A 25,832-nucleotide genomic window follows, 5' to 3' on the forward strand; every position below is an offset into this window, starting at 1 on the left:
TCTTGGAGGTGAGGTAGAGCGTGGGACTGGTACTCAGACATCCGGGCATCGGCGAGATGATCGGGGACTACAAGATCATCGGGTTCTTGGGAGCGGGGGGCCTCGGTATCGTCTACAAGGTGGAGCGGGGGGGCCTGTTCTTTGCGTTGAAACTCCTTCTAGTCCCGAGCCTGGACGGCAGGGCCAAACGAGAGATTGGCATTCTCATTCACCTGGAGAACCCTTGCGTCGTGCGCTACGTGGGGTCGGACTTCTGGCCGGATCCAGCCGGTCATCCTTACATCGTAATGGAGTATGTGCCGGGCGATACGCTTTGGGCGTTTGCCTACAAGCAGAACCCATCGGCGCGAAAGGCGACGCGCATCATCTTGGATGCGACATTGACGCTCGGCGAAGTACACGCGGCGGGTGTGTTTCATCGTGACGTGAAGCCCGATAACATCCTCATTCGGGGAGTGAGCGAGCGTCCGATCTTGATCGATTTCGGGATTGGATCTCTTGCCAGTGCCCCGACTGTCACCGGCTCGCAGCTCCCGCCCGGAACAGAGGAGTTCCGCTCCCCCGAGCAGATCCGCTTTCAGCGCGCCAACCCGGACGGCGCGGGTCAATACGAGTACGGGCCGACCGACGAGATGTGGGCGGTGGGTGTCAGTTATTACTGGCTGCTGACGGATGTTTTGCCCTTTGGCGAGCGCACGGATGAAGGGGGACTGGATGGGCTGCGCGAGCGCATCTTGAGTCAGCGGCCGATTGCACCGCACGTCGTCAATCCGCGTGTACCGCTGGCCGCCTCTCTGCTGTGCATGAGGATGCTCGCGGAGCGTCCGGAGGAGCGTTTCCCGCTGGTTGCTACACTGTGCGCGGCGCTGCGTGAGTCCCTGTCCGACGCCGAGCACGACGCCACCTGGGAGCCGCCGCTCGTGGACCCGCTCGATCCGCAGACGACAACGACTGTCGAGGATTCGGAACGGCAGGAGCCGAACGATCAGCGGCGCATGTTTCTAAAGCTGGCGAAGCGGCGCCCCCGGCGCGGGCAGCCCTTGCCGGACGGCGCACCTGTCCTTCCCCCTGTGCCCGCTCAGATGGAAGCGCCACGGGTCCCCGCCGCAGCGGCAGAGCAGGACGAGCCCTCCGCGGTGGATGATCCGGGCGTGGGCGCGGCCCCTGGGGAGCACGAGCAACCCGTTGAAGGCGCTCCGGTGCCGCCAGCTCGCGAACTCGAGCCTGCCGCCGCAGCTCCCCACCCGCCCCGCGCCGCGTGGCGCCTGGGGCTTGCTGGGGCCGTGCTGCTGGTGGCCGTCGTTGCCCTGTCCGTGGGCGCGAACCTGGGGGGACCTGGCTCTACGGGGCGCACCAGCGAGGCAGGGCTAGAACTGCCGCTACCGTCCACGTCCCCCGCCCCCGGCGCAACCGACGCAGGCGTGAGCGGTCGTGAAGTAGCGCCCGCCCCAAAGCCGCTGGAATCTCTATCTGGAGGAGACGCGGCACCCGTTGGGGCTCAACTTCCCGCGTCGACCGCTAACGCTATGGCTCGCACGTCCGCTCAGACACCCAAGAACGAAACGCCGAAAACGAAGATGCAAGGTGCAGGGTTCCGCCTGCCGGTGAAGCCCGCAGCCGTGGCGGTCTGTGCGCTGCTCGACGGGGGATGCACTGCGCCCGCTTCCCTGGTGCGCACCGAGGCCCCCGCGATTACGTGCCCCCAGGATTGGCGAAAGACCCACGAGCGGTTCAACGTTGCTAGGGGTGAGCCGATGGCAACGGTGAAAGGGTACAAGGGCGAGCGTGGAGAGCTGGCCAGGGTGAAAGATGGCCCCGTTACCCTCCAGGTTGGTGGCGAAGGGCGCGTGGGCAATCTGCCCGCCGGGACCTTGCTTCTTGGACAGTGGCAGCTCGGCGACAACCGCCTTTTCGGCACCTTCACCGAGGCGAAGATTCCAGGCGAGGGGACTCTTCCCGTGTGTTTGGTTGCTGGCCTGGAAATCGTCACGGTCTACGTGGACGAGCACGGCAAGCTTTTTGATTGCCCCCCCGGCTTGGGCGTGTGCCTCGATCCCGGAAGCACGCCCGGCAACGTCAAGACAGACACGCGCGTTCTCCTCATTGAGCCTGTCGGGCAACCCTGATTATTACCTTGCCCTTTGGAGGTTGAGTTTCCGTGCTACCCCCCTCTCCCGGTGCCGTCCTGCTGGCCGCCCTGCTCGCTGGTGCTGCGCAAGCCGCAGAGCCTCCCCCCGTCCCCCGCTGCGCCGCGACGGCGCGCTTTGACTTGTCGGCAGGGTCCCTGGAGGGAGCGCCGGAAGTGTGCGCTAGCGCGGACGAGCCGACAGCGTTTGTCTTTGACTCCCGCGTCGCTGGGGGGGCGGTGGAGTTTCAGCCAGTGGGACGACTCGCGCATTGGGCACTCGGGGAAGACGGGCTGAGTCTCTACGTCATTCCCAGGGGGGATTATCTGCCAGGGGAGCGGGTAAAGGTGACGGTGCGCTTCGCGGATGGCGCGGCACCGGCGAGCGCGAGCTTTTGGCTCGTGGGCCATGCGGCAAAGGGGACGCGCCGGGTGTATGTGTTCCGGCAGCCGCGCCCGCCCGACGTTTGCGAGAAAGAGAGGGACGAAGCACAGTCCGAAGCGCGCCAGTGCCAGGAGGACAAGGCGCGGCTTCTGGCCGAGCGTCAGGAGCCGGGCGGGCTCATGGGGCTCGCATGGCTGGAGGGGGGCGGGGTCGTGGCGTCTACAAGCATTCGCCAGTCGGTGACGAAGCCGCCAGCCAACGCGCTGCGGCTCGTTGAAGCCCGGAGCTACAGCTACACGCCCACGGGCGAGACACACCCGGCAAGCGTGGCTGTGCGTCTGGGCCTCTCTAACCCCGGCGCCGAGCCCTGGACACTAGCGGGGGCGGCGCTGGTGGACTCGGCGGGGGAACAGGTGGAGCTTGCCCGTTGGCCATTGGCGCCCATCCCCGCGAATGGGGCCGGTGCCGTCGTGGTAGGCATCGAGGGGGAGCGCGCGCAGCTCGGCTGCCCCTGCACCCTCAAGCTATGGGAAGCAACCGGGCCGCGCACCGTCACCCTTGAGTACGTCACGTTCCCCGAGGGCAAAGCGAAGGGGCCCTGAGTGCGGCCAGCGCGAGCCGTGCCGAGTCTCAAGGGGCTACGCGCCCGCCAATCTCCGGGAAGCGCTCGTAGGCCCGTTTGAGCGCGTCCAGGTGGGCGGGGTTGTCCAGGTCGAGCGGCGCGTCGGTGAGCTGCATAACCCACCCGCCCGACGCGGTACGCCGTGCGCGTGACAGCAGCTCCGCGTCGCGGGCCGGGTCCGGAAAGCCGATGGCCAGTGCGGCAGCGGGCGACCAGTCCATCCATGCGCCAAAAAAGGGCCCTCTGCGCGTTTGGTGCTAGAACGTTCCACCCACGTCCTTACTTGAGTCAACCTCCTCCTCCGGAACTACTGTGATCGTCATTCTGGACACCAACGTTCTTCACAACGACTACTTGTTCAAACAGGCGTCGCTTCAAGCGATTATTCGAGAGAGGATTCTCGGCTACCGTGTAGCCATCTCGACGGTGACGCTCTTCGAGCATGCGTCGCATTATCTAAAGGACCGCAAAGAGGCGGCAAGTATGCTACGCCGACTGGGGGTCGACGAGAGGGCCGTGTTGCCAGTCGACGACAATGACGCACGGGCCATTATCTGTAAGAATTCGGAGGCTGCGGGAATCGAGATTCTTCCGCTTCCCGCCGTTGCGCACGAGATACTTATTGACCGAGCTATTCGGGGGCGACGCCCCTTCACCCAGGACGGCAAACAGGGCTATCGCGACGCCCTCATCTGGGAGACGGTCAAGGCAAATGCCACCAGCGAGGATGTTACGCTCATCGCTCAGGACAACGACTTCGGCAAGAAGGACCTTAGCCCGGAGTTGCGCGAGGAAACCAACGCTCTCACCCACTCGGTGACTCGGTACAAAGGGTATGACCAGTTCCTCAAAGAGTTCGTTGCCCCGAAGCTCAAGGCGTCAAAACTCGAGAATGAATTGAAAAATGGAAAGCGCCAGCTCAGCACGACAGCGGAGTTCTTGCGGCTTCTCAATTTGGAACTGGAACTCTACTCTTTTGGAGCGTCGCCCAACAAAGAGCTGGGGCTGCCAAACAACGCCCATTTAGTTCGGATCGAGCCTCTAAATCGCCCTCCTGAACTTGTCGACGTCTCTGCGCGGCTTCTTGGCGATGGTGACGTTCTTCTCCGCCTTACATTGAGCACTCGTGTGGATGTGCTTGCGGAGTATCGGGTATACATGGGGGAGGATTATTTTGAGCCAGACTACGAGGGCTACGGCGATATTCCCGTCACTCTAGACGTGACCGCCATCACAGCGAGCGACCTCACTTCCATCAATTCACTTAGTATCGAGCGAGTCGAGCAGAACGAGGATGCTGACGAGCCTCCTCACGAGCACGGGCGGTTGTAGACATGAGCCTCCCCAGTGCTTGGATCTTCTGAACCTTGGCGCGCCGACGGCACCTGCCCACGAAGAGGAAGACGTCGCCCTTGAGGAACTGTCCTCCCAAGTGGTGCTCCACCAGGGCGGCCGGCCCGTCAAATCCCTTGTGTATGTCCACGGGGACAGTGCCGGGATAGGCAACCGCTTGCCGGTAGCTGGAGGGATGCCGGGCATCCAGGCAACTCTCGCCTCGGCTGGCGACCGAGCATCGCCCGGCTGAGCCCTTGCAGCCGTCGGAAGTGCTGCCCCTCAGGGCACCTGGGACCCAAATCCGGACCAAAACGGAGCCCGTGACTTGAGAATCAAAAGGTCTGGACAGGAAAGTGGAAGGGGGGGACGGACCTTCAACGGGAAAGACGGCCGCCCGGTGTGCGCGCTGCGGAAGATCGTTCAGGGACAGAAGAGGCCGAGCAGGCGTTCCGTGTAAACCGCTGGAATTCGGGCATGCCAAGAATGTTTCTTGCTTGCCTCAAGGACTTTATCCTTGAATTCCTCACGCAGTGATACACGGGGCAACAAATGAGAAGGCGCTCGATTCTGATTGGCTTGATGATTTCAGCATTCCTCAGCGTGCTGGGGTGCAACGCCGATCATGACCTTGAGAATGAAGATGTGTCAAAGGTCAGTATAAAAAATGGCAGGCTCGTCTTCGAGAATGATGAGGCATTCCATGAGACGATCGCCCACCTCGACAAGATGGACGAGCGCGAACTGGAGGCATGGGAGGCTAGGCTCAAGATAGAGTCATATCAAGAACGATTCAAGACGCTGGGGCGGAATAATGAGGCGGGAGAACTGTCTGCCGCCGATGAAGAGTTTTTTAAATTTCCAGTCAGTTACCGCACTGTCATTAATGTGAATGGTGAGGTGCAGGTTGGCGATTCTATCCTTTGGTACGACAACGGAAATATATATTCCGTGCCATCCAATGACGAGGCGCTGCTCCAGCGGATCAAGGAGAACCCGTCGCTCGCTACTCCCAAAGGAAAATACTCGATTGCTCGGCTCTCCGAAGGTGTCCTCGGAGATTCTGAGGTCAAAAGTGGTCAGCGGGTTGGTATTGACATGTTGGGAGGGCTCGATGCTAGGCATCAGTATGAATTCTACCAGTACGGCGATACGGGCTCGAAGAGAAAGTATGTTCACGAGCTTTTTTCGTATACGCAGGTAACTTGGTACCCAGATGGGTACTCCTATAATTCTAATTTGTACCTGAGAATCAAGTTGGAGTGGCGTGGTCGGAGTTCGTGGAAGCCTGCCGGAGAAACCCGAAATATCAAATACAGCCTGGATTCTAGCGCTGTGTTGTGCAATATGCACGTGCCGCCCGTTACTTCGCAGAGCCAGTGTGGATTCCTATATACAAATTCCTATATTACTGGAGATTTCGTAAGGTCCAGTGATTTGGATGTATTGATGGGGACGGCATCTTCGTACCAATACACCAACACGGGTGGTGGAAACCCTTACTGGAGCGTTGAGGTAAGCGGCTCTATTTACCAGCACGTACAAGGTGATTGGCCGAGTAATGCGTGGTCGAATTATGGTTATCCGTTGTGGTGATGACCACGAGTTCTTTTGCGCATAGCTAATACGACCCGGTCACTTCCCGAGGGCCACCGTGGAACTCCGAGGGGAAATCCTCCTCGGAGGGCGTCCGAAGTAACCGAGTAGTACTAGCCGTACCAGTAGGCGCGCGCTTGTGGACGTGCCCGGACAGGGAGCGCTTGCCCGTGAGTGGAGGGGGGCCGAGTATCCAGGCCGCTCGCGCCTCAACTGGCCCCTACAGCATGGCCCCGGTTGAGCCCTCGCAGCCGTTAGAGCCAATGCCCCCTGATGCAGCAACTCCGGCACAGGAACCCGGCAGAGGGAGCGAGCTGCTCGTTCAGGACGGCCACGGGAACGGCGAGCCATACAGCCCGGATGGTCCGGCGACGGGAGGTGGGTAGCCCCCGCCATGTTGCACGTATGTCGCAGGAGCGTGCGGAATGGGCCGGAACGGGGCGGGACACGAGGGGACTCGGCGGGATATCGACTCCCAAGCATTCCGGGCGGTTACGAGGTAAGGGCGCGATTCTGCTAGAGGTTTCGCACCGCCCGGCGCGGGTTCGATTCCCGCCGCCTCCACTGGAGGTAGCAAGGCTCGTGACGCTGCACCTTGAGCTTCAAGAGCCCAACGCAGAGCGAGCCTGCCCCGAAGAGGCCACACAGCGGTAGACGACGCCGGAACGCTCCCCGCGAACACGCCGCTGGAGGAGCGCCCGTGTGCGGCAGAGCGTCCATCCTGTCCGTATCGCGAGGGTCGCCGTCTAAGGAGAGGGCCCCTGGACGCAACTTCATTTCTCATCGGCCGATAATGGTGGGAACCCCCCCACGTCCAAGTGATTGAGCCATGATCGATCGCCTCTCCTCCCGTCGTCCGGCCTCGAGTGCGGCTCGGGCGCAAGGCCCTGACAACACGTGGCACAGTGGCCAGCCGCTGTCCGAGGCGCGCAACGCCCACCGCACCAACACGAAGGAGCAGTTCCAGGAGGCCCTCAAGAGCAAGGCGAACTGGTTCGAGGGGGACGTCCGGCTGGAGATCGACCGCTCTGGCATCGAGATGCGGCACGACAAGCAGCACGAGAGCGGCGACAACCTGACGCTGCGCGAGTGGCTGACGATGGGGAAGGCCTCTGGCCGTGGGCTCAAGCTCGACGTCAAGGAGCCGGAGCACATGGCGGAGATCCTCGAGACGATCAAGGAGGTGGGTATCCCCGAGGAGCGGCTGATGCTCAACCTGGGGTTCGGGGCGATGGCGCAGTGGGGCGCGGAGATCCGCAAGCAGTTCCCCAACGCCATACTCGCCATCAACCCACCGACGGACGGCAAGGTGGGGGCCGCGGAGGCTCGCCGCATGGTGGAGCAGGCGAAGAAGTTCGGGGATCCGGTGAACTTCGTGGTGCGCTACGACAAGCTGACGGACGAGGCGATCCGCGAGTTCCAGAAGCACCCGGGCGCGGCGATTTCCGTGTGGGGCAGCGGGGTGAAGGACGTGTCCCGTACCTCGGAGGAACTCAAGCGCCGCGGAGTGAACGGGATGATCGACCTGGCCAGCGGTAGCGGCAAGGGCGTCGATGATTACTTGAAGGACGGGTTCAACTGGGCGAAGACGGGCCTGGACAAGCTGTTCTGAGCCTCACGAGAGCAGCTCTGGATTCCGGAGCGCTAGCAACTCTCTCCTCGCAGCGGCCGAGAATTCAACATGCGCATCCCCGGTTTCGCTCCCCCCAAGCCCAAGACCGAGAGCGCGCCGAAGCCCGCCGCCTCCACCGGCGGGACCCAGGCCAACACGGTCAAACCTCGAGCCACGCAGCCGTCCCCGGCTGCCAACAACGGCATCAGCACCTTCACCGCCGCCCCCGCTCGCGCCAAGGTGGAGCTCAACGCCCCTTCCGCAGCGGGGTCGACGACGCCCGCCGTGGCGGATCCGGTGCAGGAGGCCGCCACCCGCGTGCGCGAGGCCGGCACCCGTGGGCCCGCCGCCGCCATGGACGCGCTGCGCGTGGAGGCCGAGAAGCTCGGTGACCCCGCCCAGGTGGATGCGCTGCTCCAGGCCTGCCGCGTCGAGGTCGAGTCCGCCGCCGACACGCTCGCCGACCGCGTCCAGCACAACAAGGACGACTCGGGCTCCAACCGGGCCACCCGCGACATCGTCGAGGACATGGCCGCCATCGCGGATCTCGCCGGCGAGGCCGGCACCCGCCAGATCGCCGATACCGTTGCCCAGAAGATGGCTGGCCGGCTCGGTGACAACGAGGGCGACCTCAACCAGTTCGACGACGCCTTTCGCGAGCTGGCCGACAAGGGCCAGGGCTCCAAGCTCGCGCTCGCGGTGGCCGAGCGGATGATCAACGGCACCGACCTGATCAACGCCGGCAACAGCATCCTCGACGCGGGCACCCAAGCCATCGGAAAGGTCACCGGCGAGTACAAGACAGCACAGGCCGGGTACGCCCAGCACGAGGCACGGCTCGCCCAGGATCTCACCGGCTTCGGCCCCGGCATGACCGAGGAGGAGAAGCGCAAGTACACCGAGGAGTTCTGGAAGCTTCCCGAGCACGCCGACGCAAAGGCCAGGATGGAGGCGGCGGAGAACAAGCTCGCCCATGCGATGGAGGCCGGTGGGCCGCAGCTCGAGCAGCTGGCGCGGCAGGGCGACCCGGATGCGGCCAAGATGCTGATGGAGGGTTACGAGGCGCTCTCCACCAGCATCCACCACGCCGACGACGCGCTCGCCTTCGTGGCTGACGTGAACAAGGCCGAGAACGCGGATCTGCTGGGCGCCATCGACAAGAGCACCGACGGCGACATCCAGAGCCGGATGGGCGAGAACATCGTCGCGGTGGCCACCCCGCGGGCGCAGGGCGAGGCCATTGCCCAGGCCGAGATGGGTGACCCCCAGGGCCTGGAGGCGTTCTCCGGGCTGATCGAGGCGATCGGCGCCGGCAGCAACATGAAGGATCTCGCCACGGAGGTCCGAGGGCTCGGCGAGACGCTGAGGCAGCTGCGCGAGAACCCGGGCCAGGCCCGCTTCGACACCCTCGTGCAGGACTGGCAGGACAAGAGCAAGCTGGGCAAGGCGATGGCCATCGCCGGGGTCGCGGCCGGCATCTACACCGCCGCCACCGACCCCAGCGAGGTCGAGCGCATCAAGGCGGGCCTGGGCGCGGTGAAGGGCGGCCTGGAGATCACGGCGGGCGTGCTCGGGACCTTCGGCACCGCGGCCAAGGTGGCGGGCGTCGCCGAGCTGGCCGGCAAGTTCGTGCCCTACTTGGGCCTGACCATCGACGCGATCCAGATGGGCCAGGACATCCACGCGCTGATGAACGACCCCAACGCCGGCGAGGCGATCGCCGCGTTCGGCACCGGCGTGTCGCTGCTCGGCGACCTGGCCGGGTGCGTGCCCATTCTCGGCACCCTGCCGGACGGCGCGCTCGGCATCGCGGGCGAGCTCATCCACACGCTCGGCGGCTTCATCAGCGGCATCATCGAGGGCAACGAGGCGCAGGAGAAGCTCGACCAGGAGCGCGCCGCGTTGCTGCAGAAGGCGGGGGTCCCGCCGGAGACCCGCGAGCTGCTCACCGGCATGGATCCGCGCCTCATCACCCAGACACAGCTCGGCCAGTTGGGGATGGACCGCGAGGACTTCCTCTCCACGCTGCAGGGCATGCGCGACGCGACCGGCGACGCGGGGGAGGGCTACCTGACCGCCATGTCGGCCGCCGCCGCGTTCGGTCTCAAGGGTGACGAGGCCAAGGCCTTCATCGACACGCTGCGCGCCGAGTTCGCGAGGAACCCGCAGGGCATGCGTGACTTCGAGAACGCGGTGGGCTGGCTGGACTACTACTCGGACGGCGTGGCGCACGACAACGGCGGCTCCGAGCGCGGCTCGCTGACGGACCAACTGCAGACGGTGCAGTACGCCTTCGCCCGCGACTTCCCCAATCTCGCCACGCAGTACGGGACCAGCAACACGACGGTGGAGGACATCAACGTCGGCTACTACGCGGCGGCGTAGCGCCCTCTCCCGCGGGGGAGCCCCGTGCGACGGGGCGCCTCAACCCCGAAACAGGGGTTCACCGCGGGGTGACAGGAGCCACCACAACGCGGAGCCGCACCGCTTCACCTACGATGGCTCCCATGAAGACTCCGGCCCTGACGCTCCTCTGCATCTCCCTCTTCTGTGCTTTCGGCAACGAGTCCGCCGCCGCGGCCCCTCCCGAGCCCTCTTCCGCCGAGGTGCGCTCCGGAATCGAGAGCTATCTCAAGAAGTATCTCCGGGACGACCTGAAGGTCATGTCCGAGGACGACCGCAAATACAGCTATGACACCTTCGACCTGAACAACGACGGCCGGAAGGAAATCTTCGTCGCCCTCATCGGTCCGTACTTCTGTGGCTCTGGCGGCTGCACGCTGCTCATCCTCAATCCCGACTTCACCCTGAATAGCCGCATGACGGTGGTGGGAGACCTTCCGCTCCAGGCCTCCAGCAAGACCACCCATGGATGGAGGGACCTGGTCATCCAGTCCAGGGGTGACCACCTCATGAAGTACAACGGGAAGAAGTACCCCTCCAACCCGTCGATCCAGCCCAAGGTGAAGCTGGAGGATGTGCCAGGCAAGCAGCCCATCCTTGAGGGGGCGTACGACAAGAAGCTGAGTTACTGAGCCAGGCCGCTCCGCCGCGGGCTTTGAGATCAGTTCCCCAGCCGCGTCACCCAGGCGGTGGCCTCATCCGAGGCTGGCGCGGTGGTGCTGCGGCCGAACCGTCCATCCGCATGTCGACAGGCCTGGAGCGCCGCGCGGTGGGCCGCGAGGGAGACGGCGTCGAGGTGTCCGCGCAGTGCCTCCAGCGCGCGGACGGTGTGCTCCACGCGCGGGAGACCGGAAGGGTAGACGGAGAAGCCCCCTCCTGGCTCGGCGCGTGACAGGAGATGGGTCAGACACCGGGCGTGGAGCCCGGCGGCACCGGGAATGCCGCGCTCGGCCGCGGCGCGAAGGAGCTCCTCCGCGTCCAGCTGCTCATGCAGTCCCACCGTCCGCGCACCAATGCCTCCCACGTGGCCCATCGCACCCGACGCCCGCGACATGCCCGAGAGCACCTCCACCACGCCCGCCAGTGCCTCGGGCGCCATCCGCTGGCCGTCGCGCTCGAGCCCGCGCCGGAGGGAGGAGAGGGACACCTCGGCACGATGGAGCCAGGCGCTCACCGCGACGAGCAGGACGGTGACCCCCAGCACGAGCAGCTCATCGAGCCCGGGCCGGAAGGGCCCCAGCCACCGGAGGAGGGCCGCCACCAGGGGAGCGGCGAAGAAGAAGCCTCCCGAGGTGAAGGCGCTGAGCAGGAAGTAGCCCAGGAGCGCTTCGGCCCGGCTCCGGTCGGCATCGAAGGTCCACTCCCAGGGTCCCCCCCGCACGCGGAGGACTCCTTGCACGAGCATGCCTCCACCCACGGGGGAGGGCGTGTTGACGAGGGCCGCCACGAGGATGGCGAGCATGGTGCGAACGGGGCTGCCCGTGAGGGCCCACGCCGAGAAGACACACAGGGACGGCACGCTCAGTCCCGCGAGGATCGCCAGGAGATGGGCTGGATTGCGGCGCGAGGAACTCACACAGGCCTCCACGAGGTGGACTCGAGCCCGGGTTCCACGAGAGGCGCGTGGCGCCGGGCAGTGCATACTCTCACCTGCTTGAGGTGAAGGGGATGTGGGAGACTCCCTTCATGACGCTCCCGACCGCCGTGGAGGGTTTGGGCTTCCAGCTCGGGCGGCTCGCCCAGAGAGGTGCGGCAATGTCCAGGCATTCTGTCGATACTCGCCCCGTGGACACACGGCGGCCCCGGCGCGCGGGTGCGCTGGCGCTGGCGGCGCTGATGCTGGTTACAGCGTGCGCCACGGGGCCCCCATGGGTGGAGGGTTGACGGCTTCCCGTTACCGTCCACCCGTGCCGCACGACTCGCCCGAGCCATGGGCGCTGGAAGCGGAAGCGGAAGCCGAGGACGGGAGCCAGGGAGAGGCTCTCTTTGCCAAGCTGCCCACGGATTTCGCGCCTGTGCAGGTGAGCGACGCTGAGTTTTCGGCAGCCATGACAACGCTTTGGCTTGACATGCCGCTTCGGGTGGCCGCGTCTCGGCCCCCGTTGTATGTGGGCCGTAGGCTGGCGTTGGCTTCCGCGCCCTTGAGTGGCAAAGCGTGGCAGTCAGACCTGGCCCGGTCCTATGGGCAATTTTGCGAGCGGTGCGGCACTCCAGGGGATTGCCTGACGCTGTTTGAAGATGGGCCCCGCATTCAGGATGACGACAAGCGAAGCCTTGCGCTCGCCCTGGCGGTGGGTCCTGCCCTGGAAGGCGTAAGCGCGGAAGTGCGGGCCATGCTCGACCCTACGCGAATGCTCGCGATGATCAGCATTAGCATCACGGTTTATATGGCGCTGCTGCTGGCGCCAGTGCCCGAGCCGATAACAAAGGGCGCGGCCCTGGTGTTTAGTGCCGCCCTGTGGGGTTATCTTGGTTATGAATTCTTTGATTTGCTGCGGGCCTATGCGCAGCTTTACGAAGATGCGCCCCGGGCCTCCACCTTTGCGGAGCTGCGCGAGGTTGGCGAGCGTTTCGGGCGTGTCATCGGCCCCAACAGTGTGCGAATTCTCGTCATCGTGGGGACAGCGGCCATTGGTGAAACGGTGGCCCTTGCATCCAAGGCCCCAATGCTCTCCGGATTTAATCAAGCGTCGGAGAGAGTCGCGACTCGTACCGGGTTGGGCCTGCTGGAGACGGCAACCGGAGCCGAGCGCCTTATTGTCTCTGTGCCAGAGGGGACGATCCGTGTGGTATTGGCGCCTCATGCCGTGGCCATGGCTGCCCGGGGCGCTGGCACTGGGAGTCCTGCCCCAACTCGGGGTAAGCTCCTCCCCAACGGACACAGGGCGTGGGGGTCGTTTAGTGGCTTCAAGTCGGCCATGGGGCCAGCGGGCAAAGGCAAGGAGTGGCACCACCTGGTTGAGCAGACCAAGGGAAACGTTAAGCGATTTGGAAGCGAGGCTATCCACAACACTGAGAATGTCATTGCTCTAGACAAGCCGCTGCACGACGAGGTGAGCGCCTTCTATTCGTCGATCCAGTGGACCGCCACCAAGTCCTCACGTCTGACAGTGAGGCAATGGCTCAGCACTCAATCCTACGAGGCGCAGCGGGAGTTTGCCTTGCTTGCAATTGAGAACATCAAGAATGGGGTGTGGTGATGGAGCTGGGGAGCGTCGTTGAGGACTTCGCCCAAAACGTAGCGGAGCAGACCGACGCGATCATGCGCGGCGATCGTAAGGGCGGGAACAAGTATGCGAAGCGCTACATTGCTGCATACAAGAAGCTACGCGACCACGGCGAGGCGGGGCGGGACGCGCTCGCGGGGCTGCTAACGCATTCGCGCATGGATGTTCGAGTCAACGCGGCGGCCTGTTTGCTCAGCGATAGACCAGAGCAGGCAAAGCCCGTCCTTGAAGAAGCAGCCAAGCGGAAAGGCATGGTCCCCTTTTTGGCGTCTCGCGTTTTGAAATATTGGGACGAGGGTACTTGGAAATTGGATATTGATTAATACTACAAGGTCATCTCAAGTTTTCGCCGAGGGGAGATTTTCCATTGAAGTCCCGTGCGACTCCTCGGGAAGTGACCGAGTCGTATTGGTTATGATCTGCTTTTTCTCCCAATTGTCAGGAAGGCCAGCAGCAGCCGGGGCAACCATTTCTTGTCAGTCATTGACATGTCCTCTCCGAGCGCCGCGCAACTGGACTCCCTGGGCTGATGCAGGGGGTAACACCCGCCCCATGGCAGCGGCGAGCCCACGCCACATCAAGCCACGTGCCTGCGTCCGCGGGGTACTTAGGAGGCGGGTCTCCCTCGGCCCCGCCCCGAGCGCGGCGGCACGCGAGGGGCGCCTGACGCGTCAGGGGTGAGGATGGACGCGTCCGAGGCGGAGCGGCGCCCGGGGCGCAACGTTCACACTGGAATTGCTCTTACCGCCGGTCTCGTGAATGTCGAATTCCCAGAACTGGGAGATCCAAGTAACCAGGGATTTGGTGTATCAAGGGGTTTCCCCTCGTTGTACCCCCCAGAGGAGTCCCCCATGCGCCGTATTGGTTCAGCCCTTCTTGCCGCCAGCCTGTTGGCCGGTTGCGGTGGTTCCGAAGTCGAGCCGTCCTCCCAGCCCCTCGTGCAGCAGCAGGCGCCGCTCACCACCACGGACGTGGACGTGGCCCCGGAGTGCCAGGGCATCCTCGGCTTCGTGAACACGGCGTCCTTCCAGAAGTTGGACGCGTACCTGCCGAGCGACGTCGCCACCAACCTCGTCAACCGGCGCGCGGCGTCGTCGTTCGTGTCCCTGGCGGACGTGTCCTCGGTCGCGCTGGTCGGCCCGGCCCGTCTCCAGCAGCTCGCGGGCGGTGCCCGCACCGAGGGCTTCATCGGCTCCAGCTGCGTGGGCATCATGGACGGCCTCGCGCTCTCCTCCGATGACGCCGCCGCGATCGTCTCCCTGGTGAACACCCTCAGCGACTCCGAGCTGCACGACGTGCTGCCGTACGCGTGGAACGGCGCCGTGAACCTCCTCAACCTGCGCCCGTTCACCTCGGCCCAGGACATCTCCAACGTCGCGGGGATCGGCGACGTCAGCCTGCGCAACATCCGGAACTCGGCCACGCTGAGCCGGCCCTTCGAGGCGCTCGTCAACGCGGTGAACGCGCAGCCGCAGGACAACTACAACGCGACCATGGCCCGTCACTTCGACTGGTGGCAGGTCGTGACGACCAACGGTACCTACCATCAGCCCTCGCTGGAGTGCTTCGGGCTCGAGCCGAGCAGCGTCCCGTATGGCGCCACCGTCCGTCCGTACCTGGCCGACGCCGCCGAAGTGCGGGGCGTGGTCAACGGCGCGGTGTCCGTCGCCAACCGGTTCAATGGGATCCCCAGCGGCGTGATCTCCGCCGGCCTGGCGAACCTCGATGCGCGGACCGCGGGGCGCTCGTTCAAGGGCTGCTACATGAGCTACGCGAACGACCCCTGGAGCGGGCACAGCGTCGCCATCTTCGTGGACACCGTGAACGGCTTCAGCTTGATGACCGATACCTACTGGGCCGAGTGAGCCCAGGGGGTTCCATGCCAGCTCCGCGAGGAGCTGGCCGGCCCGGTTGAGCAGCTCGACGTCCCCATGCAGCACATTCAGGAGCCCGCGTCCGTAAGCATCCGGGCAACCTCCACCCGGCCTGGCGGGCTCATTGAGGCATGGCGCGTGTCAGCAGGTGGCCTACACTGATACAGCCCTCATGTCCGATCTGTTGCGCCGCGCCTCCCTCGCCCTCTTCGAACACTCGCCGGATGCGGTGCTGGTGGTCGATCTCCAGTACCGGCTCATGGAGGCCAACGGGGCCGCGCAACGGCTGTTCGGCGAGCCGGGCGAGGCGCTCCGGGGCAGGCCCGTGTCGGAGCTGCTGCCGGAGTGGACTCCGCCCGAGCCGCTGTCTCCGGAGGAGCCACCCCGGGACGGCGAGTGGGTGTGGCGCGGGTCCGCGGGGTCTCCGCGCCAGGCGCACGTGCTGCGCGTGCGCTGCCTGCCGCTGCCGGAAGGGCGGGTGCTGGTGCTGCGCGACTTGACGGCGCAGGCGGAGGTGGAGGCTTCGCTGCGCCAGCAGAAGGAGTATTACGAGTCGCTGGTGCTCAACAGCCCGGTGGCCATCGTCACCATCAACCTCCGCTTCAACGTGGTGTCCTGGAACCCGGCGGCGGAGTCGTTGTTCGGCTACACGGCCCGCGAGGCCATCGGCCGCAACATCCTGCGGCTGGTGGCCAGTGAGGGGCCCATCAAGGAGGAGGCGGATGTCACCGCTCGCGAGGCGCTCCAGCGCGGGCGCACTCACGTCATCACCCGGCGCCTGCGCAAGGACGGGACGCCCGTCAACGTCGAGCTCCTGGCCCTGCCGGTGACGGTGGATGGCGAGCAGGTGGGCTTCGTCTGCATCTACCACGACATCACCGAGCTGCACCGGCTGCACCAGCAGGAGCTGGCGCACCTGCGCACCATCCAGCACGAGCGCGAGCGGGCGGATCAGCTATTGCTCAACGTCCTGCCCAAGCCCGTGGCGGACCGGCTCCTCCAGGGCCAGCGCATCATCGTGGAGAACTTCCCGGACGTGACGGTGCTGTTCGCCGACCTGGTGGACTTCACCCGCTTCGCCGCCCAGCACACGCCGCCGGACGTGCTGCAGGTGCTGAACATGGTGTTCTCCGTCTTCGATCAGCTCACCGACGATTTCGGGGTGGAGAAGGTGAAGACGATCGGCGACGCGTACATGGCCGTGGGCGGGCTGTCGCTGCCCCGGAGCGATCACGCCGATGCCGTGGCGAGGATGGCGCTCGCCATGCGCACCGAGCTGCTGAGCCTGGGCGAGCTGCTCCAGATTCCCCTGCACCTGCGCATCGGCATCCACTCGGGGCCGGTGATCGCCGGAGTCATCAGCGGCAAGAAGTTCGCCTATGATCTGTGGGGCGACACCGTCAACACCGCGAGCCGGATGGAGTCCCACGGCGTGGTGGATGGCATCCACCTGTCGGAAGCGGTCTACGAGCGGCTCCAGGGCCGCTACCGCTTCCAGGATCAGGGGCTGGTGCACGTGAAGGGCAAGGGGCCCATGCGCACGTACCTGCTGCTCGGCACGGAGTGAGTGGGCCGCCGGACACACGGCCCGGGACGGTCCGCGCTCCGGGCCGGGAACGCGAGGGCTACGCCGCCTTGCGCGCTGACAGCACGCCGCGCAGGCCCTGGTGGGCCGAGCGCAGCATCTCCTCGGTGGTCTTCCAGTCCACGCACGCGTCCGTCACCGAGCAGCCGTAGCGCAGCTGCGAGAGATCGGGGGGGATGGGCTGGTTGCCGGCCTCGAGGAAGCTCTCGACCATGAGGCCCACCACCGAGCGGTTGCCCTCGCGGATCTGATGCACCACGTCGCGCATCACCAGAGGCTGCAGCTCCGGCTTCTTCCAGGAGTTGGAGTGCGAGCAGTCCACCACCACGTTGACGGGCAGCTTCGCCTTGGCGAGCGCCTGCTCGGCGAGCGAGATGGAGACGGTGTCGTAGTTGGGCCGTCCGCCACCGCCGCGCAGCACCAGGTGGCCGTAGGCGTTGCCGCGGGTGCGGATGATCGCCGACGCGCCGTTGTCGTTGAGCCCCAGGAAGCTGTGCGGCCGCGAGGCGGAGAGGATGCCGTTGACGGCGGCCTCCAGCGAGCCGTCCGTGCTGTTCTTGAAGCCCACGGGCGTGGAGAGACCCGAGGCCATCTCGCGATGCGTCTGGGACTCGGCCGTGCGCGCGCCGATGGCCGTCCACGACACGAGGTCGCCGTAGTACTGCGGCGCGATGGGATCCAGGGCCTCGGTGGCCGCCGGCATGCCGAGCTCCGCCACGTCCCGCAGGAAGCGGCGGCCCCGCTCCATGCCTTCCTCGATGTGGAAGGAGTCGTCCATGCGCGGATCGTTGATGAAGCCCTTCCACCCGGTGGAGGTGCGCGGCTTCTCGAAGTACACGCGCATCACCACGTGGATGGTGTCCTGCACCTCGTCGGCCAGCGTGCGCAGCCGGCTCGCGTAGTCCAGGCCCGCCTTGGGATCATGGATGGAGCAGGGGCCGACGATCACGAACAGGCGCGGATCCTTGCGCTCCAGGATGCCCATCAGGGCCCGGCGCCCGGCGAGCACGGACTCGGCGGCCCGCTCGGTCATCGGCACCCGCGTCTTGATCTCCGCGGGGGAGGGCATGTGATCGAAGCCGACGACATTCAGGTTCTCGGTACGTGCGGTCATGGAGCGGTGCCTCGGGCGCGGCTCGGGGGGACCCGAGTCTACCAGGAGAGCGGGCGGGAGAGCGCCGCTACCTGCTCTATCCAGAAGCCCCGGGCCGCGAATTCGATTCCCCGGCCCGGGGTCCACACGCACGGAGACCCGTCAGTACACGTTGTACTTCTTGCGCAGTGCCTCGTGCTCCTCGGCGTTGCGCGAGGGGTGGAGGCGCCGCTCGGCGTCGTGGAGGTAGTACCAGTACTCGCTCGGCTGGGGGGCGAGCGCGGCCTGGAGCGACGCCACCGTGGGAGCTCCAATGGGTCCGGGCGGCAGGCCCTTGTGGTGGCGGCTGTTCCACGGATCCTGCGGGTCGCGCAGGCGCTGGAGGAAGGCCTGCCGGTCATTCCACTCGGCCAACAGGTAGCGGGAGGTGGCGTCCACGCCCAGGGGGAAGCCCTTGTCCACGCGCTTCCAGAGGATGCCGGCCACCAGGGGCCGCTGGGTGGGCATGGGCTCCTCGCGCTCGAGCATGGAGGCCATCACCACCACCTCGTGCAGGCTGCGCCCGCTGCGCACGAGGGCGTCCTTGTTGGGGGTGTAGAAGCGCTCGGCGAAGGTGTCCAGCTGGCGCTGGATGAGCTCCTCCACCTTCACGGCGCCGGGCACCACGCGGTACGTCTCCGGATAGAGGTAGCCCTCGAGCGTGCCCCGGGGCAGGGTGAAGGACGCGGTGTAGCGCTCGGGGTGGCTGGCGGCGGTGATGTAGGCGCCGGGGGTGATGAGGCCGGCCGCGGCGAGCGCCGCATCGGTGTCGCGCAGGCGCCAGCCCTCGATGACGACGAAGGGGACGTCCTCGGGGATGGGGGCACCCTCGAGGGCGGTGGCCAGCTCGGCCATCGTCATGGAGGGGCTCACCGCGTGACGGCCCGCCTTGGGGGCGAAGTGGCCGCGGCGGAAGAGGAGCCAGCGCCAGAGCCGGGCGTCCTTGATGAGGCCCTCCGAGGCGAGCTGGGGCCCCAGGCCGCGCCCGGTGGTGCCCTTGGAGACGGTGAATTCCACGGTGGGGGCGCCCGGCGGGGCGGCGGCGCGTTGGACCTCGCGCTCGGCCCAGAAGAACGTACCGGCAACCCCGCCCACGGCGAGGACGACGACCCCGAGCAAAACCAGAAGGATGCGCTTCATGCGGTGCACAGAGTAGCACCCACGCGAGCCCTCGCAGCCGGGACTTCAGGCGATCATCAACGGTGCAACGGATGGCGGGATACCCTCCAGGCGTCCGTTTTCACTTTCTCCCATCCGCTCCCTCCCCGAGCACCCGCCCGAGGGGGCGGAGCCCTACCCGGTGTCGAACGCGGTGACGTTCGAGCGGGTTCCGAATCCGGTTTCCGGCGGTTCGTGACGGGGGCCTCGCCGGCTTCGCGACACGATGTGGGAGTGGCCGCGCCCCGGTCACGTCTCGAGACGAAGTGGGCTTGTGGCCGCACGCGGGGCGCGGTGGAATCCGGAGGAGGAGGGAGCACCCATGCCCGAATCCCTGAACCGAGAGAAGGCCCGGCGCGCCGCCGCCCACCCGGAGCGTCCCGGAGAGCAGTGCCGTGCCGAGCCCGGACGCTTCGTCCCCGTGATCAATCGCGGCAGATGCGAGGGCAAGAGCGATTGCGTGGAGGTGTGCCCCTACGGCGTCTTCGAGGTCCGCCGCATGGAGGATGCCGACTTCGCCAGGCTGTCGGTGCTCGGTAGATTCAAGAGCATCGTGCACGGGCGGAAGACGGCCTATACGCCAGCGGCGGACCAGTGCCACGCCTGCGGCCTGTGCGTCGTCGCGTGTCCGGAGAAGGCAATCCAGTTGGTCGAGGCCCCGCGCTGAACGAGAATGGGGGGCTTCTTTTCCCCGGAGTCCCCATCTCGATGCGCCGTGCCCTGCTTTCCGCCTTGCTGCTCCTCGCGGCCCTGCCCGCGAGCGCCGCCGAGTCCCTGTCTTCCGCTTGGCCGCGCATCCGCAAGGCCCGCATCCAGCAACTGCTCCCAGTGGCCATGGAGCGGGCGAAGGTGGACGCCTGGGTCGTGCTCTGCCGCGAGAACGACAACGATCCGCTGGCCGCGCACGTCGGCTGTGAGAACGTTGGAGCCCCCGCCGCGTTCCTCTTCCTGAAGCAGAAGGACGGGGTGCGCTCCCTCGCGCTCTCGCCGGCCGGTGAGGCCAAGGCCCTCCAGGACGTGGGCACCCATGACCAGGTGGTTACCCTGGCCCGCGGCGTGGACATCTTCGCCCAGGTGGCCGCGACGCTCGCCGAGGTGAAGCCCCAGCGCATCGCGGTGAACTCCTCGAGCACCCTGACGGTGGCGGACGGGCTGTCGGCCACCCAGCGCGAGCGGCTCGAAGCGGCGCTCTCGCCCGCGCTGCGCCGCCGCCTCACCTCGTCCGAGGAGCTCGTCTACGAGTGGCTGTCGGTGAAGCTCCCCGAGGAGGTGGAGCTCATGCGCCGCGCCGCCGCCGTGACGGCCTCGCTCGAGGAGGAGGCCTACCGCACCGTGGTGCCCGGCACGACACGCGACTCGGACGTGGCGCGCTTCCTCAAGAAGCGCATCGTCGAGCTGGGCGTGGAGGACGGCTGGGCGCCGGATCAGAACCCCAACGTGAACTCCGGCACGGACCGGGGCCACTCGCACGCCACCGACCGCGTCATCCAGCCGGGTGACTTCATCCAGACGGACTTCGGCATCAAGGCCGAGGGCATATGGGTGACGGACATCCAGCGCTTCGCCTACGTGCTCGCCCCGGGCGAGACGCAGCCGCCGAAGGAGGCGCTGGAGAAGTGGGAGAAGTCGAAGAAGGGCAGCCGCGTGGCGCTCGCGGCGCTGAAGCCCGGGGCGCGCGGCTACGACGTGGACAAGGCCCAGCGCGACTGGATGAAGGAAGCGGGCTCGGAGCCGGTGATGTGGGGCACGGGGCATCCCGTGGGCTACTGGGCACACGACGTGGGCCCGGCGCTCTCGGGCGCGCAGTCGGGCAAGCCGCCCGAGGGCAAGGCGCTCCGGCCCATCCGCCCCGGCCAGGTCTTCGCCTTCGACGGCTTCTTCGCGTGGAAGCTCGCGACGCCCGGCGAGACGAAGACGCTCTCCGTCGAGGAGATGGCCGTGGTGACGGAGAAGGGCGCCGAGTACCTCAATCCGCCGCAGGAGCAGCTCATCCTCATCCCCTCGCCAGCGGCGGCGCGGCAGGTCCCGAGCGCGCAGTAGGCCCGCGCGCCTCGTTTCACCTGGAGGGGGTCATGGCTTCCGGGCCAGGCCCCTTCCGGTCGTGAGGTACACGGCGAAGCTGCCCAGCCAGTGTCCGCCCTCGTAGTGCTCGCCCGTCACCGCGCGCAGCCCCGCCTCGCGGTGGAGCTTCGCCGCCGCTTGCAGGGAGCGCAGCCGTTTGTCCGCGGGCGGCAGGCCCGACACGATTCCCTCCAGCATCCACGCCCGGCTCAGGTTCAGGCCGTCCAGGTGCGCGAGCTTGGGATCGCTCGGATCCGTCACGACCGCTGGCTCGAGCCAGGACGTGGAGCCATCGCTGGGGATGTCCGGCAGGAAGCCGCGCAGCCACGTGGCGAAGCGCGCCGGAGGCAGAATGCGCCGCATCAGGTCCGCCTCGGCGAGGCACGGCGAGAGGAAGTCATGTCCCGAGGGCTCATAGTCGAGCGGGCCCCGGCGATCCTTGCCGTAGAAGGTCTCCACCCGCTCCATCAGGAGCTGCTCCATCGCGCGATCCTCCGCCTTCCGCGCCCAGTCCAGCACGAGTCCGAAGGCGAAGGCCGTTTGATCATGCTCACCCACGCGGATGGGCCGCGAGAGCTTCGGGAGCCACTCGCGCAGCCGGTCCGCCGCGCGCGCCTCGAGCGGCTTCAACGTGGCCGACCACTCGCGCGCCTGCGGATCGTCCCACTCCCTCAGCTCCGCCGCGAGCTGGAGCAACCACGCGAGCCCGTAGGGACGCTCGAAGGAGACCCGGCCCGGGCCGCTCAGGTAGCGCACCTCCGCGTCGATGTTGGCGGGCGTCAGGCTCCGGGCCACCGCCTCGCGGGCACGCGCGGCGAAGGGCGCCTCGGGGAAGGTCCGGGCCAGCCTCACCAGCAGCCAGTGCCCGTGCACGGCCGAGTGCCAGTCGTAGCAGCCGTAGAAGGCGGGAGTGAGCTCGCGGGGCGGGCGCGCATCCGCGTCACCGCTCATCACGTGAGCGATCTTGTTCGGGTACTCCTGGTGGACGCAGGTGAGCGCGAGCTCCGCGAAGCGCGTCGCGGCCTCGGCACTGAAGTCCGGGGGTGGGGGAGTGCTGCTGGAGAGCGTGGTCATGAGGAGCACCAGCGGGAACGGGGACATCACCCGGCGACTGTAACAACTCCCGAGGCCCGGCTCCGCGTGACTTCAGCGCGGCTTCGCGCGCGGCACCGTGAAGGAGAAGGTGCTGCCGCGGCCGGGCTCGCTCTCCACCTGGAGCTTGCCTCCGTGCGCCTCGACGATGCCCCGGGCGATGGACAACCCGAGCCCCGCTCCCCGGCGATCCGTCCGGTCCGCCTGCCAGAAGCGATCGAAGATGTGCGCGAGCGACTCGGGGGGGATGCCCGGCCCGGTGTCGCGCACGTGGAAGCGGACCTGCTCGCCCTCCACCCGCACTCCCACCCAGAGAGCGCCTCCGGCCGGAGTGAACTTCAGCGTGTTGCCCATCAGGTTGGAGAAGACCTGGAGGAGCCGGTCCCGATCGGCGAGCACCGCGGGGACCTCTCCCTCGGGCAGATCCAGGTGCATCCGGACCGCCTGGGGACCGGCCGAATCCATGGCCTCGCGCAGGAGGCTGGCCGGAGTCTGGGGGCTCACCTTCATGGACAGCTGACCGGCCTCCATCCGGGCCACGTCCAGCAGATCCTGGATCATCCGGCCCATACGCCGGCTGGCCGAGGCGATGGAGCTCAATGCCTCCTGGCTCTTGGTCTGAAGCTCTCCGCCATGCTTCTGGATCTGCCGCTCGAGCACCTGCGCCCACAGCGAGATGATGTTGAGCGGGCTGCGCAAGTCATGGGCCACGATGCCCAGGACCTCGTCGCGCGCCTTCGTCGCCCGCTGGGCGGACTGGTAGAGCCGGGCGTTCTCCACCGCCAGACTGGCCAGCCGCGCCAGGCCCTTCGCCGACTCCAGATCCGAGAGATCGTAGATGGGCCCGGAGGGCGTCGAGATGAAGACGAGCGCCCCCAGCAGCCGCTCGCCCGCGAGCAGGGGCACTCCCACGATCGAGCGCGGATTCATCCGCCGCAGCATCGCCAGGTGCTCGGGGCGCTGGGTCATGGACTCCAGCGACTCGGGAGTGGCGTGGGGGATGAGCAGCGGCTCGCGCGTCGTCAGCACCTCGCGCGCGAGGAAGGGCTGGCTCATGTCGAGCTGGAAGTCGCGGAAGGCATCGGCCAGCCCCTGCTCCAGGGGGTGACGGTGGGCCACCTCCAACCGGCGCACCTGCTCGCCTTCGGAGAGGTACACGACGCACCAGTCCGCCAGCGACTGCACGGCGAGTTGGGCCACGGAGACGAGCGTCCGCTCATAATCGAGCGAGGAGGAGAGCACTTCGCCCGCCCGCGCGAGGAAGCGGTCCCGCTCCTCCACCTGCTTCTGGAAGGAGACGTCCCGCAGGATGGCCGTCAGCACCGTCTTGCCGCCCACCTGTAGCCGGGAGATGGCGGCCTCGGCGGGAAACTCCTCTCCATTCTTCCTCAGGCCGGAGATGGTCTGGCGCTCCCCCATCCTCCGCGAGGCCGGGGCTCCCCCTCCAAACGTCTGGACGTGTCCGGGGTGGTGGGTCCGGAAGCGCTCCGGGAGGAGCAGCTCGAGCGGCTTGCCGAGCATCTCCTCGGCCCTGTAGCCGAAGATGGACTCCGCTCCGGAGTTGAAGCGGGCGATGCGGCCCTCCTCATCGATGGAGATGATGGCATCCGCGGCCATGGAGACGATGCCCAGGAGGGTCTCGAGCTCCGCCGCGTTCTTGTCCGCGACCGCCTGGGCCGCGCGCCACTGGCGTAGTTTCAAGGAGCTGAATCGACGCATAGGGGGGTGGCGCCCCTATAGCGTAACGGGGAGGACCGATTCCAGGTCATTGACCTCGATCGACAGGTCCGGCGCCGGTGCACCCGAACCGCCCTCCGACAGGAAGCTGCTCTGTGCCTGCATCTCCTCCGGAGAGCCGTAGGTCGCGATCCATCCCATGTCCATGAGGACGTCGAGACCGAGGATGGCCTTGTAGAAGCGAGCGGTGCCCCCCCTCGGGAAGGGGAGGCACTTCGCGTGTGATGAGGCGCGCCGGTGGCGCCGGGGTGTGGCCCGGGCTCAGTTGTCGAGCGCGCCGGCGAGGATCCACGAGCGGATGCGCGTGAGCTCGCCGGGGTGGTCGTCGAAGTAGGCCTCGTTGAGCTGAGGCATCCGGCCGCCGCAGACGGGATTGGGGCTGATCTTCTTCACCACCAGGGAGTCATCGGGCTGGTTGGGCACCACGCGCTTGATCCCGGTGGGGCCACAGGGCAACCCCGCGGCCGCGACGTTGACGAGGGAGGCGTAGGACTTGCCCGTGTCCAGGTTGAGTCCTCCGCGGGTGCCCGTGCTGCTGTTGTGGCAGCCCGTGCACTGCGCGTTCCAGATGGACTGGATGTCCCGGGCGTACTGGGGGACGCCGACCTCCACGATCCTCGTACCCGTCACGGAGTCGGTGCCATCGGACACGGTGACCTTGAGGGTGTAGCTCGTGGGGGCGCTGACGTCGGACGAGCGCCACTGCGCGGTGTTGCCCGTCGCGGTGAGGTTGCCCTGGGCGGCCGGTTCCGTCGTCCAGGAGTAGGTGAGCGTATCTTCATCTGGATCCGTGGCGACGATGGAGAGCTGGATGGTGTCACCGGCGATCACCGAGGCGGAGAGGGGGTTGATCTCCTCCAGGATGGGCTTGCGGTTGAGGGTGGGGACGTTGGCCACTGCCACGTCCACCGTCTGCTGGGCCGAGCCTCCCCTCCCATCCGAGACCGTCACCTGCAGCTTGAAGACCGTGTCGGCCGAGACGGTGGGCGCGGTCCACGTCTGGTTCGCCCCGGTGCCGGTGAAGGTGCCCTTCGGAGCGGCCGGCGTCTGCGTCCAGGAGTAGACGAGCTCCTCCTCATCCGGGTCGCTGGCCGTCACCGCGAGCGTGGTGCTCGCGCGCTCGTCGATGGAGGGCGGCGTGGCGGTCGCCTGGCTGATGCTGGGCGAGCGGTTGGGAGGGGGGGTGGTGAAGGAGATGGGCTCCGACTCGGTGGCGTTGCCCGCCGCGTCGTAGGCCTTGGCGGTGAGCTGGTGGCTGCCCTGAGAGGCCGCGGAGGAGTCCCAGGTGCACGAGAAGGTCGCGCCCGAGCCCCTCATCGTCACATCCGCGCAGGCGAGCTCGCCGGAGACGTAGAACTCCACCTTGGACACCCTGCCGGAGTCGTCGTTCGCGGTGGCCGTCAGCGTGCGCTGGCCGGTGACGCTATCCCCCTCGCTCACGCCTCCCGTCACCTGCACGTCCGTCGGAGGCGTGGTGTCTGGCTCACTGATTGGGCACCCGAGCCCCGCCAGGCTCAGGAGCAGTACCGCGGACAACGACGTCCTCAGGGTCCGCCGGGCGGGCGGGGTCGGCTGAAACGCGTGCATGGCCATCCTCGTTCCCGGGCACCCGGAATGGTGCCCGGAGACGCGGACTATTGCATGCCGCTCAGCCCTGCGGCACCGACCAGGTGCCCGTCCACTCCGTGGGCTTGTCCGGGTGCAGCGAGGTGATCTTGTACGTGCAGTGCTTCTCGCCGCTCGGGTCCGGGCTGTGGATGGTGTAGAGCGGCGACAGCCGCGAGCCGCGCTCGTTGCCGGCGTACTGCACCTCGTACTCCTTGCTGGTGGAGCTCGTGGTCGTGGTCTCGCCGCGCTCCGTCTTGCGCGTGGTGGTGCACTGCGCCTCGAA

The 25,832-nt window shown here is 66.7% G+C and carries 23 protein-coding genes; 13 read left to right on the plus strand and 10 right to left on the minus strand.

Translation table 11 applies throughout. From position 1 onward, the window contains the following. The first annotated feature begins 20 nt into the window (after positions 1 to 20). Both ACJ8AT_RS30290 and ACJ8AT_RS30295 read left to right on the plus strand, forming a co-directional pair. A complete protein-coding gene (locus ACJ8AT_RS30290) occupies positions 21 to 2,126 on the plus strand; it encodes a serine/threonine protein kinase (RefSeq protein WP_407741412.1) in 2,106 nt (701 codons plus the stop codon). 32 nt (positions 2,127 to 2,158) lie between these two features. Next, the gene (locus ACJ8AT_RS30295; RefSeq protein ID WP_407741413.1) at positions 2,159 to 3,112 is read left to right on the plus strand and encodes a DUF2381 family protein; all 954 of its coding nucleotides are present in this window, start codon (positions 2,159 to 2,161) and stop codon (positions 3,110 to 3,112) included. Between the two features lie 28 nt (positions 3,113 to 3,140). Here ACJ8AT_RS30295 and ACJ8AT_RS30300 read toward each other — a convergent pair whose 3' ends face one another. Further along, a complete protein-coding gene (locus ACJ8AT_RS30300) occupies positions 3,141 to 3,353 on the minus strand; it encodes a DUF5953 family protein (RefSeq protein WP_407741414.1) in 213 nt (70 codons plus the stop codon). Between the two features lie 91 nt (positions 3,354 to 3,444). Here ACJ8AT_RS30300 and ACJ8AT_RS30305 point away from each other — a divergent pair, with 91 nt between their 5' ends. Further along, positions 3,445 to 4,464, plus strand: coding sequence for a PIN domain-containing protein (locus ACJ8AT_RS30305; RefSeq protein WP_407741415.1), 1,020 nt, complete (start codon positions 3,445 to 3,447; stop codon positions 4,462 to 4,464). Here the strand turns inward: ACJ8AT_RS30305 and tnpB are convergent. Continuing rightward, on the minus strand, positions 4,397 to 4,615 hold the full coding sequence (gene tnpB, locus ACJ8AT_RS30310; RefSeq protein ID WP_407741416.1) for an IS66 family insertion sequence element accessory protein TnpB: 219 nt from the start codon (positions 4,613 to 4,615) through the stop codon (positions 4,397 to 4,399). The genes ACJ8AT_RS30305 and tnpB overlap by 68 nt on opposite strands. Positions 4,616 to 5,046: 431 nt before the next feature. Between tnpB and ACJ8AT_RS30315 the strand changes: the two genes are divergently transcribed. The 4 genes from ACJ8AT_RS30315 to ACJ8AT_RS30330 all read left to right on the plus strand — a co-directional run bounded on the left by ACJ8AT_RS30315 (position 5,047) and on the right by ACJ8AT_RS30330 (position 10,707). After that, positions 5,047 to 6,060, plus strand: coding sequence for a hypothetical protein (locus ACJ8AT_RS30315; protein WP_407741417.1), 1,014 nt, complete (start codon positions 5,047 to 5,049; stop codon positions 6,058 to 6,060). 829 nt (positions 6,061 to 6,889) lie between these two features. Further along, a complete protein-coding gene (locus ACJ8AT_RS30320) occupies positions 6,890 to 7,672 on the plus strand; it encodes an FAM151A/B family protein (RefSeq protein WP_407741418.1) in 783 nt (260 codons plus the stop codon). 69 nt (positions 7,673 to 7,741) lie between these two features. Further along, positions 7,742 to 10,057, plus strand: coding sequence for a hypothetical protein (locus ACJ8AT_RS30325; protein ID WP_407741419.1), 2,316 nt, complete (start codon positions 7,742 to 7,744; stop codon positions 10,055 to 10,057). 122 nt (positions 10,058 to 10,179) lie between these two features. Beyond that, positions 10,180 to 10,707, plus strand: a complete 528-nt coding sequence (locus ACJ8AT_RS30330; RefSeq protein ID WP_407741420.1) for a hypothetical protein — start codon at positions 10,180 to 10,182, stop codon at positions 10,705 to 10,707. Positions 10,708 to 10,736: 29 nt separating this feature from the next. Here the strand turns inward: ACJ8AT_RS30330 and ACJ8AT_RS30335 are convergent, their stop codons facing one another. Beyond that, positions 10,737 to 11,651, minus strand: a complete 915-nt coding sequence (locus ACJ8AT_RS30335; RefSeq protein ID WP_407741421.1) for a hypothetical protein — start codon at positions 11,649 to 11,651, stop codon at positions 10,737 to 10,739. Between the two features lie 331 nt (positions 11,652 to 11,982). Between ACJ8AT_RS30335 and ACJ8AT_RS30340 the strand changes: the two genes are divergently transcribed. From ACJ8AT_RS30340 to ACJ8AT_RS30355, 4 genes are all read left to right on the plus strand, one after another. Then, a complete protein-coding gene (locus ACJ8AT_RS30340) occupies positions 11,983 to 13,275 on the plus strand; it encodes a hypothetical protein (protein WP_407741422.1) in 1,293 nt (430 codons plus the stop codon). Then, positions 13,275 to 13,625 carry a hypothetical protein gene (locus tag ACJ8AT_RS30345; RefSeq protein WP_407741434.1) on the plus strand — a complete coding sequence of 117 codons (351 nt, stop codon included), beginning with the start codon at positions 13,275 to 13,277 and terminating at the stop codon, positions 13,623 to 13,625. The genes ACJ8AT_RS30340 and ACJ8AT_RS30345 overlap by 1 nt, the downstream gene beginning before the upstream one ends. A 528-nt stretch (positions 13,626 to 14,153) precedes the next feature. Then, positions 14,154 to 15,167, plus strand: a complete 1,014-nt coding sequence (locus ACJ8AT_RS30350) for a hypothetical protein (protein WP_407741423.1) — start codon at positions 14,154 to 14,156, stop codon at positions 15,165 to 15,167. A gap of 181 nt (positions 15,168 to 15,348) precedes the next feature. Further along, entirely contained in the window at positions 15,349 to 16,743 is a 1,395-nt protein-coding gene (locus ACJ8AT_RS30355; protein WP_407741424.1) for an adenylate/guanylate cyclase domain-containing protein, read from the plus strand. A 58-nt stretch (positions 16,744 to 16,801) separates the two neighbouring features. On the opposite strand, the gene ACJ8AT_RS30360 is transcribed toward ACJ8AT_RS30355, so the two are convergent. Both ACJ8AT_RS30360 and mltG read right to left on the minus strand, forming a co-directional pair. Then, positions 16,802 to 17,875: a 3-deoxy-7-phosphoheptulonate synthase gene (locus ACJ8AT_RS30360; protein WP_407741425.1), complete on the minus strand. Its 1,074-nt coding sequence runs from the start codon at positions 17,873 to 17,875 to the stop codon at positions 16,802 to 16,804. A 141-nt stretch (positions 17,876 to 18,016) separates the two neighbouring features. Continuing rightward, a complete protein-coding gene (mltG, locus tag ACJ8AT_RS30365) occupies positions 18,017 to 19,033 on the minus strand; it encodes an endolytic transglycosylase MltG (RefSeq protein ID WP_407741426.1) in 1,017 nt (338 codons plus the stop codon). A gap of 340 nt (positions 19,034 to 19,373) precedes the next feature. Between mltG and ACJ8AT_RS30370 the strand changes: the two genes are divergently transcribed. Both ACJ8AT_RS30370 and ACJ8AT_RS30375 read left to right on the plus strand, forming a co-directional pair. Then, a complete protein-coding gene (locus ACJ8AT_RS30370; protein WP_407741427.1) occupies positions 19,374 to 19,718 on the plus strand; it encodes an ATP-binding protein in 345 nt (114 codons plus the stop codon). Between the two features lie 65 nt (positions 19,719 to 19,783). Further along, positions 19,784 to 21,091 carry a M24 family metallopeptidase gene (locus ACJ8AT_RS30375; protein WP_407741428.1) on the plus strand — a complete coding sequence of 436 codons (1,308 nt, stop codon included), beginning with the start codon at positions 19,784 to 19,786 and terminating at the stop codon, positions 21,089 to 21,091. Positions 21,092 to 21,121: 30 nt separating this feature from the next. Here the strand turns inward: ACJ8AT_RS30375 and ACJ8AT_RS30380 are convergent, their stop codons facing one another. The 5 genes from ACJ8AT_RS30380 to ACJ8AT_RS30400 all read right to left on the minus strand — a co-directional run. Further along, on the minus strand, positions 21,122 to 22,213 hold the full coding sequence (locus ACJ8AT_RS30380; RefSeq protein WP_407741429.1) for a DUF2891 domain-containing protein: 1,092 nt from the start codon (positions 22,211 to 22,213) through the stop codon (positions 21,122 to 21,124). A gap of 45 nt (positions 22,214 to 22,258) precedes the next feature. Continuing rightward, a complete protein-coding gene (locus ACJ8AT_RS30385; protein ID WP_407741430.1) occupies positions 22,259 to 23,905 on the minus strand; it encodes an ATP-binding protein in 1,647 nt (548 codons plus the stop codon). 33 nt (positions 23,906 to 23,938) lie between these two features. Continuing rightward, positions 23,939 to 24,088, minus strand: a complete 150-nt coding sequence (locus ACJ8AT_RS30390; protein ID WP_407741431.1) for a hypothetical protein — start codon at positions 24,086 to 24,088, stop codon at positions 23,939 to 23,941. Positions 24,089 to 24,202: 114 nt separating this feature from the next. Then, a complete protein-coding gene (locus ACJ8AT_RS30395; protein ID WP_407741432.1) occupies positions 24,203 to 25,528 on the minus strand; it encodes an Ig-like domain-containing protein in 1,326 nt (441 codons plus the stop codon). Positions 25,529 to 25,589: 61 nt separating this feature from the next. Beyond that, a partial coding sequence (locus ACJ8AT_RS30400; protein ID WP_407741433.1) for a hypothetical protein occupies positions 25,590 to 25,832 on the minus strand: 243 nt, incomplete at its 5' end.

The sequence above is a fragment of the Hyalangium sp. genome (assembly GCF_045802625.1).
In the GTDB taxonomy this organism is placed as follows: Bacteria; Myxococcota; Myxococcia; order Myxococcales; family Myxococcaceae; genus Hyalangium.